Raw genomic sequence first — 12,888 nt, forward strand, 5'->3', positions numbered from 1 at the left:
ACGGAACATCCTTTAATTAAACAGGCAGTACCTGAATACTGCCTGTTTATATTATTGATAGGTCTATTATTTAAACTTGCTCCTTAGCTTTTGGCTTCTTAGCATTATTCTTTTCCCATTCCTCCTGTATACGTTCAGCCTCAGGATTATCTTCGAAATCATGTAGAAGATTAGAGCTCATTGTTTCAGAGAAAGGTGTAGTTTGAGGGATAAAGTCTGTATGATGTCCAGGCTTGCTATAATCATATGGCCAACGGTAAACTGAAGGAATTTCTCCAGACCAGTTTCCATGTAAATGTTCTACCGGAGCGGTCCATTCTAAAGTGTTTGAATCCCATGGATTTTGTGGTGATTTCTTACCATAAAACATAGAGTAAAAGAAGTTCCATAAGAAAGCAACCTGTGCAAGGGCCGAAATAATTGCAGCCCAGGTAATGAAAACATTCACGGTTAACCATTCCTGCATAAATGCAAATTCAGTAAATGCATAGTAACGACGAGGAACACCATCAAGGCCCATAAAGTGCATTGGGAAGAATACCAAGTAGGCACCAATAAAAGTTAACCAAAAATGAAGGAATCCTAAACGCTCATCCATCATACGCCCAAACATTCTTGGATACCAGTGGTAAACACCGCAAAGCATTCCGAAAATTGCAGCACAACCCATTACTAGGTGAAAGTGAGCTACTACAAAATAGGTGTCGTGAAGGTTTATATCAAGAGCTGCGTTTCCTAGAAATATACCGGTTAAACCTCCTGAGATAAAGAAGGATACTAAACCAATTGCAAATAACATAGCAGGAGTAAATCTCAGGTTACCTCTCCAAATAGTAGCCAGGTAATTGAATGTCTTTACTGCTGAAGGAACTGCAATGATCAGGGTTGTGATCATGAATACTCCTCCAAGGAATGGATTCATACCTGTAATAAACATATGATGACCCCATACAATGAATGAAAGAACTGTAATACCTATCAAAGAATAAACCATGGCATGGTAACCAAATATAGGTTTCCTTGAATTTGTAGCAATTACCTCTGAGGTAAGCCCCAATGCTGGCATAATCACGATATAAACTTCAGGATGGCCAAGGAACCAAAATAAGTGTTGCCATAATACAGGACTACCACCTTGATTAGGCAGAATTTGGCCTGCTACAACAATGTCAGAAAGATAAAAACTTGTACCAAAGCTACGGTCAAATATTAACAAAACAACAGCTGATACTAATACAGGGAAAGATAATACCCCTACAATTGCAGTTAAGAAGAATGCCCAGATAGTTAAAGGCATTTTCCACATATCCATACCTTTGGTACGCATATTCAGAATTGTTGAAATATAGTTAAGCGCTCCAATTAAGGCCGATGCAACAAAGGCTACCATACTTATAAGCCATAAAGTCATTCCAGTACCAGAACCACTGATGGCTTTAGGCAAAGCAGACAATGGAGGATATACCGTCCAACCAGCACTAGCAGGTCCGCTTTCAACAAAGAATGAAGCCATCATAATAACACAAGCTAAAAAGAATAGCCAGTATGAAAGCATGTTAATGAATGGTGAAGCCATATCTCTGGCGCCCAACTGCAATGGAATTAGAAGATTACTAAACGTTCCGCTAAGCCCGGCAGTTAATACAAAGAATACCATGATTGTACCATGAATGGTAACTATGGCTAGGTAAAAGTCTGGTTTTATTCGCCCTCCTTCTGCCCATTTTTCTCCAAGGAATGTTTCGAGTAATGGGAAGCTTTTATCTGGCCAAGCTAATTGTAGTCTGAACAGAATTGATAATACCATTGCTACTACAGCCATAATAATTCCTGTTATCAGAAATTGCTTGGCAATCATTTTATGATCCTGACTAAAGATATATTTTGTTATAAATGTTTCTTTATGATGTCCATGGTCATGACTGTGATCATCATGTTGGTGAAGTACAGCTGAATCGTGTGTTGCAGAGCTTGCCATAATTATTTTATAATAGTATTAGTATTTAAAGCAATTTTATTGTTTTCATCAGCAGATTTTTTGTTAACCATCTGAAGTTCTTTTTTAACATCATCATTGTAGTAAAGAGCCTGTTTAGCTAACCATGTAGCGTACTCAGCCTCAGAAACCACAGTAACTTTTGCTTGCATGTTATAATGTCCTGCACCGCAAATTTTAGCACAAAGTAAAACGTAGTTATATTCCGGATTATTTCTTTCTACTCTTACCTCAGCAGTTGTTAAACGTGGTGTAAACTGGAAGTAAGTAGGCATTCCCGGAACAGCATTCATTTGTACTCTAAAGTCAGGAAGATAAAAACTATGAAGTACGTCTTTAGAGCCAATTGTGAATCGGACTGGCTTATTTACTGGAATAACTATCTCACTTACAAGCTTATCATCCCAGCTTTTTTGATCTTTAAAATCAATTCCGAGTCCGTTAGTAGGTGTAGTTAGTTTATAATTACGCGTACCAATTTGATTATCGGCTCCAGCATATCTTAAACTCCATTTAAACTGCTCACCTGTAATCTCAATATTGATTGCTTTCTTCTGATCTTCAGGAGAAACATTAGTAATGCCTCTCCAGGTAAAGAATCCTAATAATACAAGCACAGTTAAAACAATAGCTGGTATAATTGTCCAAATTCTTTCCAATGAATTATTGTGAGGATAGAAGTATGCCTTTCTATTTTCAGATCCTCTGTACTTAAATGAAAATCCAAATAGCGCTATGTGTGTTAGAATAAATACAATTGTAGTTAATATCAAGGTTATATTGAACATATAATCAATATCCAAACCATGAACAGATGCAGACTCATGCATACTCATAGGGCCCTGAACCGAATAAGACCAGTAAACACCGTAAATTCCAACAATTAAAGCTATGCCGAGTAAGACACCATTTATTCTTCTGCTATCAATCTTAGACTTTTGACCTTGCATCTCACGGCTTATTTCATAAACCTTCAAAATTTTTCCAATGATTGCAATAAAAATGCAAAGAAGGAAAAACATCATTAGGTAATAAGAGCCTGAACGATAAGCTTCAGAATAATCTTTAGTTACTTCTAGTGGTTGCATGTTTTTATAACGAGCAACAGTATCAACAGCAGTGCTGATCAATGGCACATTAGATGGCGACAATTCGGATAAAGCAGACTTAGCAGCAGTATCTATTGCAGCTGTTGTTGAACTAACTGTAGAGTCCTGAACCTCCTGGGCAAATAATGTATTAGCCATTAGGGTAATAGTGCATATGACGAGCAATGCAGCTGCAGTTCTGATATTAAAAATTTCTCTTAACCTCATTTTATTCGTAGTATTTTCTTTTTGCTATTAAGAACTGTGTTTAAATCTGGTGGTTGATACTCTCTTCTAAGAAAGGATGATTAGTTGACACCAATGATCTTTTCGTTAATTGACTTAGCAAAAGGAATGTAAAAAACCCAACAAAACCTATTGCAATTCCAATTTCAATTATTCCAAATCCTCTATGCGATTCTACTGTTCCAGGCATGATCATCATATAATAATCTAGCCAATGCCCACACAACAGCATGATACATACGAACATTAGTCTATTCATTTGACGCTTAGAATCTCTGGCCATCAAAATTAAAATTGGAGCTACAAAGTTAATTATGATATTCAACCAGAACCATGGAAGGTATTCAGGTTCCCAACGCTTATAAAAATAAACTGTTTCTTCAGGTATGTTAGCATAGTAAATAAGAAGGAACTGCGAAAACCAGATGTAGGTCCAGAATATAGAGAATGCGAAAATGAATTTACCAAGATCATGTAAATGATTCTCATTAACCCATGATAGGTATCCAGATTTCTTCATTAAGATTACAATCAGTGTAATCACACATAAACCACTAACCCACATAGCCGCAAAATTATACCATCCAAACATCGTGGAAAACCAGTGAGCTTCTAATGACATAATGGTATCAAAAGCCCAAATAGGAGTTGTAAATCCAAAAATGATCAAGAAAATTGCCGACCACTTAAAACTCTTATCATAGAAAACCAATCCGCCTTCTAACTCTTCACGCTGCGCATATTTAGCAAATAACCAAGCAAAGTAACTATATGCTCCCAGAAACAGAACAAGTCTTGTTAAAAAGAATGGAACATTCAAAAATGCTGCTTTTCCGGCAATAAGTTTATCATAACTAGGGCTTGCTGGATCTGTTAAACCTTCGGCATTCCAGTGATGATATAAATTGTGTGTCATAAGACCTGCAGCACAAACAACAATAAGGACTAAAGATGCAATAGGTAGCACTCTTGACATTGCTTGCGGAATTCGGATCAATCCAGTTGCCCATCCGGCCTGCGCAACATATTGCAAAGCAATAAAGAACAAACCGGTTGCACAAACACAAGTAGTGTAATAAGCCATTAAAAGCAAGTTGGCAAAAGTACGTTCCTGCTGTCCGGTAATAAAACCGAAGGCTATAGTAAGAATTCCAACCACTATCGCTAGTAAGGTCCAGGTTTTTAATTTTCCCGAAAATGTGAATTGTTCAGTGAAATTATGAGTATGATTATGATTTCCCATCTGGTTTTAGCAATTGACTATTGTAATTTTTGTAATTCGTGAACGTACATAACAATTTTCCACCTTTGCTCAGGGGATAATTGAGATTTGTGTGGACCCATAAGGTTAACACCGTGTGTAATAGTATGGTAGATCTTACCATCAGTAAGGTCTTTCATAGAACCGCCTCTTGAAGAGTTTCCTGTAGAATAAGAAGGAGGTCCTGGAAATTTACCTAGTTTAACAATTGATCCATCACCTTTTCCTTCTAAACCATGGCAATGAGAGCACATGTTTAGATAGAGTGTTTTTCCTTGCTCTAATGTTGGAACACTAACCGGTAATGGGTTTGATAATGACGCACTTGCAGCCTGGTATCCTTCAAGCGTATTTGGGTAAGCATCATTTTTATCAAATCCAACAGGCATTGTTCCAGCAGGAGGATTTTGCGCAGTCTTTCCGTCTTTAAAATTCTTGTTTGGCTGATCCGGATTGTAAGCAATCGGTTCATACATATTCCGTGCATATTCTAATCCCGTACTTCTATTATCTGAACAAGAAGAAATAACTGAAGCAGCTGCAACAGTTAAAAAAGCGGTACAAATTATTAGGAGCTTATTCATAACTAACATATTTCCTTTCGTTGTGCTTAACTTCAACAGCACCGGCTTTTTTTAAAATGTCATCAATTTTATCATGGGAAGGATTTGCTTTTGCATCAATGGCAACAACGAATCTGTCATTGGTTGCACGTAGATCCATTACTCTAGGTGCGCGCCCTGGCGCCAGGTGGTTTACAAAAAAGTAAGTGCCAACCATTCCGAATGCCGCAAACAATACTGTTAATTCAAACATGATCGGTACAAAATCAGGAAAAGCAAAATGTGGTTTTCCCCCGATATTCATTGGCCAATCAATAACCAGCATATAGGTAATCATTGAAATCGCAGTAATTGTTCCGGTTAAACCGAAACCAAATGCCACCTTACCTAAGCGTGACCGTCTGATCCCAAGCTTATCTTCAATACCGTGAATAGGCATCGGAGTGAACACATCATAAACACTGATGTTGTTTTCCTGAAGCTTGTCTATTCCGTGCATCATATCATCCGGATCCGCAAAATGACCTAAAATGTATTTTATATTACTCATCGTTAAACTTTTTCGTATTCAGCAACTTTAGGTGAAATACTATCATATTTCTCTAAAGATTCAATGTAATATTCTGCCTGTCCTTTATCTACAGACTTCTCAGCAATTAGCTTTTGTTTTGCCTGATCACTTGAGCTCTTAAGTAAGAGTTTCACCTCTGCCATTGCAATTGCTGGCAATACCCTAAGAAATAAAAGAAATAAGGTAAAGAACAATCCAATTGAACCAATAAATATGCCCACATCTACCCAGCTAGGATAGAACATTACCCAACTTGATGGAAGGTAATCACGGTGCAAGGAGGTTACGATAATGACAAAACGCTCGAACCACATACCAATATTTACCACAATTGATAATAACCAAGACAGCGCAATACTTGTACGCACCTTTTTGAACCAGAATAATTGCGGAGAAATAACGTTACAGGTCATCATGATCCAGTACGCCCACCAGTATGGTCCGCTAACCCTGTTTAAAAATGCATATTGCTCATATTCAACTCCTGAGTACCAGGCAATAAATAATTCAGTTAAATAAGCTACACCTACTATTGAACCAGTAAGAATAATGATCTTATTCATTGATTCAATATGGAACATGGTAATGTAGTTTTCAAAGTTCATTACTTTACGCGTTACTAACAATAAAGTTTGAACCATCGCAAATCCTGAAAAGATCGCTCCAGCAACAAAGTATGGAGGGAAGATCGTAGTATGCCATCCCGGAATAACTGATGTTGCAAAGTCCATGGATACGATTGTGTGTACCGAAAGTACAAGTGGTGTAGAAACACCCGCAAGTATCAGCGATACCAATTCAAAACGCTGCCATGTTTTAACTGAACCATTCCATCCAAAAGAAAGAATGGAATAAATACGACGGCGTGTACCAATTGCACGGTCACGGATAGTAGCGATATCAGGAAGTAAACCCGTATACCAGAACACTAAAGAAACCGAGAAATAGGTAGAAATTGCGAATACGTCCCAAACTAATGGAGAGTTAAAGTTCACCCACAATGAACCATATTGATTCGGTAATGGAAGTGCCCAATGAAACAACCAAGGCCGACCCATGTGTGAAATAATATATGAAGCCGCACAGATAACAGCAAAAATGGTCATTGCCTCTGCTGAACGATTGATTGAGTTTCGCCAGTTTTGACGGAACAGGAGTAAAACGGCCGATATCAAAGTTCCGGCATGTCCAATACCTACCCACCATACGAAACCTGTAATATCCCAGGCCCAACCTACAGTTTTATTTAACCCCCATTCTCCAACACCAAACCAGAAGGTCCAGCTTACTGAGAATATCCATAGACCTGCACCCATGGCAGATACTATAAAGCCAATCCACCAGGCTTTATTTGGTTTGTTTTCTACGGGAACCAATATATCTTCGGTGACCTTGGAATAGGTAATGTTCTGACCGGTTACTAAGGGTTCTCTAAGTATAGACTCGTGATGAGATGACATATCTTTATTAAATTTCTTGTATTAAACCTCTACAGTATTTCTAACTTTTGTTTGATATCCAACGCCTGGCTTGACATTGATCTCTTCCAGAACATAATAGGTACGTTCGCTCTTTAATGCTTTTGACACTTCAGATTCCGGATCATTGCCATCACCAAAGATGATTGCATTTGTTGGGCAAGTTTGCTGACATGCAACTTTAATATCGCCATCTTTCAACTTGCGCTTATCTAATTTCGCAGCAAGCTTACCAGCCTGAATACGTTGTACGCACATGGAACATTTTTCCATTACACCTCTAGAACGGGTAGTAACATCAGGGTTTAATACTAGTTGTGTAAACTCATTGTTCATGTAGTTATCAAAACGAGAATCATTCCAATAGTTAAACCAGTTGAATCGACGCACTTTATACGGACAGTTGTTCGCACAATAACGTGTTCCAATACAACGATTGTACGCCATTTGATTCAGACCTTCTGATGAGTGTACAGTTGCTAGAACAGGACAAACAGTTTCGCATGGAGCATGATCACAATGCTGACACATCATTGGCTGATGTACAACAGATACGTTATCCAAATTCTCAAGCTTATCTATTTCTTCTTCTTTAGTTATTCTATTATCACCATCATTGATTGAATAATAACGGTCAATACGTATCCAGTGCATTTCACGACGACGACGAACCTCATCACGACCTACAACAGGAATATTGTTTTCAGCATTACAAGCAACAATACATGCACCACAACCAGTACAGGCATTCAAATCGATTGCCATTACCCAATTGTGACCCGGCTGTTCATATTCATTCCAAAGATCGTACTTATTCACATGAGCATGCCCTGTACCTGCAGTTGGATCTTTTAGGAAGTTTTTCAAAGTTGTTTCACGAACAATGTTTCTACCTTCAATGGTATGGTGAGTCTGTGTTTGAGCCAGTTCATAAGTGCCTGAAGCCTTGCTTATACTTGCAGAAGTTGATATCTGCAGGGTTGCGTTTACAAGACGAAGGAATGGATAAGCATTTTTTCCAACTTCTGAGCCAGCCTTTCCAGCCTTAACTCTTCCATAACCTAAAGCTACTGAAACAGTTCCAGTAGCCTGGCCCGGCTGAATTAATACCGGTAGAGTTACACTATATTTATCTGTTTTTATCTCAACAAGATCTAATTCAGCGATACCCAATTTTTCAGCAAACTTTGGATTAATAGCGGCATAATTATCCCACGTTACTTTTGAAACCGGATCTGGCAACTCCTGTAACCATGGATTATTTGCTGCCTTACCGTCGCCGATAGCAACATTTTGATAAATATGAAGCTCTATTCCATTCTCGCCACCTTTGGCAAGACTGCTGCTTTCAGCGATAATGGTCTGAACAACTGAATTTAATTCACGTGAGAAAGAATAAACACCTGCAGATTTTGCCGCAAGAGTAACTGAACCTTTTTGCAAAAGCTCTTTCCACGTTGTTCCTGATTGTGCAAGAACTGATTTAGACCAGTTATTTTGAATGTACTGATAGTAATCAGTAACTGGGTTTTCAGACCAGATCAATAATCCCTGCTCAGCATTACGTGAATTATAAACAGGATTGATTGCAGGCTGAATAATAGTATAATAACCTTCTACAGGATTTGAATCGCCCCATGACTCTAAATAATGGTGATTTGGAGCTATTACCTGACATAATGAGGATGTTTCATCTTTACGGTCGGCAAAAGAAACACGTAATTTAACCTTACTCAAAGCATCCGTAAATGCTTTAGCATCATTAAACTCATAGGCAGGATTACTGTTTAAGAAGAAAACTGCATCTACTTCACCACGATTCATTTCATTGACGAACTCCACAAACTCTGCATCATTTCCAGCAAACTGGTATGATGGATTATCAAGATCAATGGTTGTGCCATAACTGCCCAATAAAGCATTGATGGCATTCACCACTATTTGAATTGAAACATCATTTGATCCACTTACAACAAGTGATGCACCCTTAGCAGCTAAAAGCTCTTTTGCAGCAAGCGCGATTGCTTTTTCAGCATTCGGATTATTGGCAAGAGACTTAGTACCTGATAAAACACCACCCAAGGCAGCATATAAATTAAGTAGAGCAATACCTTCTTCAGATGGCTTTAATGGAAGACGTGCATCTGCATTTGAACCCGTTAAGCTCATTCCAGTTTCAAACTGAATATGACGAGACATTTTTTTGCCTTCTAAGGCAGTATTATTTCTCTTTGAAACATACTGGCGACTGAACTCTAATGGAGAGATCCAGGTGCCAAGAAAATCTGCTCCGAAACTTACAATCAGATCAGCTTTATCAAAACGATATCTTGGAAGAACCGCTTTTCCGAAACTATTTTCGTTAGCCTTTATAATTCCTGTATACGAAACAGCATCTACCTGAATATGTTTTGTGTTTGGATATTGAGCGGCAAAGTCAGCAATAGCGGCTTTAGTTGAAGGACTATTGACAGTGGAAGAAACGATACGGATCTTCTTACCCCCTGTTTTCACCGTTAATAATTCCTGCTTGACAAATTTATCAATGTTATCCCAAGTGGCATCAGCATCATTCAAAACCGGACCTTTAAGTTTTGAAACATCATAAAGATCGAGCACTGAAGCCTGGCCCTTTGCATCTAAACTACCTTTGCTTAGCATACAATCAGGATTTCCTTCTATTTTGATTGGACGGCCTTCTCGTGTTTTAACAAGAACACTATGACCATTAAAGGTAGAAGTGTAGTAATTAGGAATACCAGGTACAATTTCTTCAGGTTTTACCAGGTAAGGAATTGATTTATGAACCGGAACTTTCTGACAAGCAGCAAGGGTTACTGCACCCAAACCAAATCCAAGTGCTTTTAAAAAATCGCGTCGCGGGGCTACGGTACCTAAACCTGCCTCATTCAGAACTTCTTCCATTGGAAGCGGTTCAGCGAACTCGTTTTTGCTCTTTTCAGCAAAATCTTTAGTGTTCTGCAGCTCTTCTAAACCTTTCCAGTATTTTTTATTGCTTTCCATTTAAGCTATATAACTGTATACGTATGTTATCTTAAAATTTATTAAACTTAGTAGTGACATTTGCTACATTCCAAACCGCCTAAGACAGCAGCTGTAACTTTTTCACCTTTTTTCAATTTGTCATGAGCAGCAATCAGCTTATCATAATAAGGATTATCCTTGTGATTAACTTCAGTCTCTCTGTGGCAATTGATACACCATTTCATGGTCAATGGAGAGTATTGATAAACTTCTTCCATGGTTTGAATTGGTCCGTGACACTTTTGACATTCAATACCTGCAACTGAAACGTGCTGAGAGTGGTTGAAATAGGCCAAGTCAGGTAAATTATGGATTCTGATCCACTCTACCGGCTTGGTATTTTCACCATACTGTTTAGTATCTTGATTATAGTCAAGAGCAGTATAAATTTTCATAATCTCAGGAGAGGTCTTTCCTGCATATTTCTCTGAAGCCGTCACATAGTTATGACAGTTCATACAAACATTTAATGATGGAATTGAAGCATTCTTAGATGAAAATGCACCAGAGTGGCAGTACTGGCAGTCAATCTTATTTACTCCAGCATGAAGCTGATGCGAAAATTTAATGGGCTGAACTGGTTGGTAACCTGTATGAACTCCTGTATCCCACATGCCTTTCCATCCGGCCGAGCCTAGAAAAATTACACTAAGAAGAACGATGAAAAGAATGAATTTTTTGTTTTTAGATAATTTTTTTAATCCTGCGAAGCGATCTTTATCAACAGCATCTTCCTCTTCAACAGCTAGGCCCTTTTTCTGGAGCATAACGCGTTCTAAAGTCTGAATAACTTTGTTTAGAACCAAAACCACAAGAAATGCAATGATAATTACAGCTAAAAGTCCAAATAACATGAAGTTACTCACGCCAACTGAAGATGCTGCGCCTCCCGTACCAGCCTGAGCTGCATTTGGATCTGCTGCCGGTTTTGGATCTCCAACCTTCACATAAGCGATTATGTTCTTGATATCATCATCTGACAATTCAGGAAAGGCTGACATCATTGCCGGAGAGTACTCAGATGCTTTTACCGCTAGTGCATCACCAGAAGCAATAAATGCAGGTGCATTCTTGATCCACTTCAACAAAAAAGCTTCGTCGTACTTTGTGTCTATACCCTTTAGGGCCGGACCTACTACCGCCTTTTCAATGCCATGGCAAGCGGTACATTTTTGTTTAAAAATCGCTGCCCCTGCTGCTGCATCCTGTGCGCTAGCTGAATTAGCAGCAGCCATACTTAGGAAAGAAACCAGTATCAGTGATTTTGTAACACTTCTAAAAAACAATGAGATGCTTCTCATATTGAGTATTTATTCTTAAAATTTGAAACGTATAATTAAAAAGTTGATTGTTCTGTGTTATCAACATTTTTCTGAGGACAAAAGTATAGTTTATTCATTTATGGATGACATTATCATGACCTATTTTATCAATTTATAATCATTCTAAATTATATCAAAAAACTACGCCTAATCACTCCAAGAAATGATTTTACAAAAATTATCATTTTTTGCACTCTTGAGGCATTTGCATTTAATAACTGTAAATACTATTGCTTCAAAATCCAGGCAAAAATGAGTGGCGCAACGATAGTTGCATCAGATTCAACAATAAATTTAGGCGTATGTATATCTAATTTACCCCAGGTAATCTTCTCATTTGGAACTGCCCCTGAATAGGAACCAAAAGAAGTAGTAGAATCTGATATCTGGCAGAAATAGCCCCAAAATGGAATGTTTTGCATTTCCATATCCTGATATAGCATCGGTACCACACAAATAGGAAAATCGCCAGCAATGCCCCCTCCGATCTGGAAAAAGCCCACTCCTTTACCACCTGAATTTGCAATATACCAGTCAGCTAACCAGCCCATGTACTCAATGCCACTCTTCATTGTTGAAGCATTCAATTCTTTCTTCATCACATAAGAGGCAAAAATATTCCCCATTGTTGAATCTTCCCATCCAGGAACAACAATTGGCAAATTCTTTTCAGCAGCGGCAAGCATCCAAGAATTTTTTGGATCAATTTCATAGTACTGTTCCAATACCCCGCTCAAAAGCATTTTATACATAAATTCATGCGGAAAATAGCGCTCACCAGAATCATCCGCATCTTTCCATAATTTATAAATATGCTTTTGTAATCTTCTGAATGCTTCTTCTTCGGGTATACAGGTATCAGTAACACGGTTATAGTGGTTCTCTAGAAGATCCCATTCATCCTGAGGGCTAAGATCTCTGTAATTTGGCACCCGCTTATAATGTGAATGTGCAACCAGATTCATGATATCCTCTTCCAGGTTAGCGCCCGTACATGATATGATTGAAACTTTATCTTGGCGGATCATTTCAGCTAGTGAAATACCAAGTTCAGCTGTACTCATGGCACCGGCTAAAGTAATCATCATTTTACCCCCTTCATCAAGATAGGTTTCATAGCCTTTTGCCGCATCTACCAATGCAGCGGAATTGAAATGGAGATAATTTTTTTCTATAAATTGGGAAATTGGTCCTCTTTCTACGCTCATATTATAATTTTATTGGCAAAAATAAATAATTCCATCAGATAGGCGAATGTTTTATGAGATGCATCTGAATAAGATCTAAGGGAAGAGATACATTAATTTCCTATTATTAG

Annotated in this window: 9 protein-coding genes; all 9 read right to left on the minus strand. The window is 38.2% G+C overall.

Going from position 1 to position 12,888, the window contains the following annotated elements; genetic code table 11:
* Nucleotides 1-70: 70 nt before the first annotated feature.
* A complete protein-coding gene (locus ACIQZ6_RS02280; RefSeq protein WP_395807794.1) occupies nt 71-1,978 on the minus strand; it encodes a cbb3-type cytochrome c oxidase subunit I in 1,908 nt (635 codons plus the stop codon).
* Nucleotides 1,979-1,980: 2 nt separating this feature from the next.
* The gene (locus ACIQZ6_RS02285) at nt 1,981-3,312 is read right to left on the minus strand and encodes a cytochrome c oxidase subunit II (protein ID WP_395807796.1); all 1,332 of its coding nucleotides are present in this window, start codon (nt 3,310-3,312) and stop codon (nt 1,981-1,983) included.
* 40 nt (nt 3,313-3,352) lie between these two features.
* The gene (locus ACIQZ6_RS02290) at nt 3,353-4,573 is read right to left on the minus strand and encodes a quinol:cytochrome C oxidoreductase (RefSeq protein WP_395807798.1); all 1,221 of its coding nucleotides are present in this window, start codon (nt 4,571-4,573) and stop codon (nt 3,353-3,355) included.
* 17 nt (nt 4,574-4,590) lie between these two features.
* On the minus strand, nt 4,591-5,184 hold the full coding sequence (locus tag ACIQZ6_RS02295; RefSeq protein WP_395807898.1) for a c-type cytochrome: 594 nt from the start codon (nt 5,182-5,184) through the stop codon (nt 4,591-4,593).
* Entirely contained in the window at nt 5,168-5,704 is a 537-nt protein-coding gene (locus tag ACIQZ6_RS02300) for a DUF3341 domain-containing protein (RefSeq protein WP_395807800.1), read from the minus strand. The genes ACIQZ6_RS02295 and ACIQZ6_RS02300 overlap by 17 nt, the downstream gene beginning before the upstream one ends.
* Before the next feature lie 2 nt (nt 5,705-5,706).
* Nucleotides 5,707-7,185: an NrfD/PsrC family molybdoenzyme membrane anchor subunit gene (gene nrfD / locus ACIQZ6_RS02305; RefSeq protein ID WP_395807802.1), complete on the minus strand. Its 1,479-nt coding sequence runs from the start codon at nt 7,183-7,185 to the stop codon at nt 5,707-5,709.
* Between the two features lie 21 nt (nt 7,186-7,206).
* Nucleotides 7,207-10,227, minus strand: coding sequence for a TAT-variant-translocated molybdopterin oxidoreductase (locus ACIQZ6_RS02310; RefSeq protein WP_395807804.1), 3,021 nt, complete (start codon nt 10,225-10,227; stop codon nt 7,207-7,209).
* Between the two features lie 47 nt (nt 10,228-10,274).
* Complete coding sequence (locus tag ACIQZ6_RS02315; RefSeq protein ID WP_395807806.1) at nt 10,275-11,549, minus strand: cytochrome c3 family protein; 1,275 nt, start codon at nt 11,547-11,549, stop codon at nt 10,275-10,277.
* Nucleotides 11,550-11,797: 248 nt separating this feature from the next.
* Nucleotides 11,798-12,778, minus strand: a complete 981-nt coding sequence (locus tag ACIQZ6_RS02320; RefSeq protein ID WP_395807808.1) for a deoxyhypusine synthase family protein — start codon at nt 12,776-12,778, stop codon at nt 11,798-11,800.
* Between the last annotated feature and the right edge of the window lie 110 nt (nt 12,779-12,888).

The sequence above is a fragment of the Daejeonella sp. genome, assembly GCF_044348475.1.
Classification (GTDB): Bacteria; Bacteroidota; Bacteroidia; order Sphingobacteriales; family Sphingobacteriaceae; genus Daejeonella.

Bases quoted from the DNA above. Each gene is read 5' to 3' on its own strand.
- ACIQZ6_RS02280 (WP_395807794.1), bottom strand. From the start codon at position 1,978: ATGGCAAGCTCTGCAACACACGATTCAGCTGTACTTCACCAACATGAT.
- ACIQZ6_RS02285 (WP_395807796.1), bottom strand. From the start codon at position 3,312: ATGAGGTTAAGAGAAATTTTTAATATCAGAACTGCAGCTGCATTGCTC.
- ACIQZ6_RS02290 (WP_395807798.1), bottom strand. From the start codon at position 4,573: ATGGGAAATCATAATCATACTCATAATTTCACTGAACAATTCACATTT.
- ACIQZ6_RS02295 (WP_395807898.1), bottom strand. From the start codon at position 5,184: ATGTTAGTTATGAATAAGCTCCTAATAATTTGTACCGCTTTTTTAACT.
- ACIQZ6_RS02300 (WP_395807800.1), bottom strand. From the start codon at position 5,704: ATGAGTAATATAAAATACATTTTAGGTCATTTTGCGGATCCGGATGAT.
- nrfD (WP_395807802.1), bottom strand. From the start codon at position 7,185: ATGTCATCTCATCACGAGTCTATACTTAGAGAACCCTTAGTAACCGGT.
- ACIQZ6_RS02310 (WP_395807804.1), bottom strand. From the start codon at position 10,227: ATGGAAAGCAATAAAAAATACTGGAAAGGTTTAGAAGAGCTGCAGAAC.
- ACIQZ6_RS02315 (WP_395807806.1), bottom strand. From the start codon at position 11,549: ATGAGAAGCATCTCATTGTTTTTTAGAAGTGTTACAAAATCACTGATA.
- ACIQZ6_RS02320 (WP_395807808.1), bottom strand. From the start codon at position 12,778: ATGAGCGTAGAAAGAGGACCAATTTCCCAATTTATAGAAAAAAATTAT.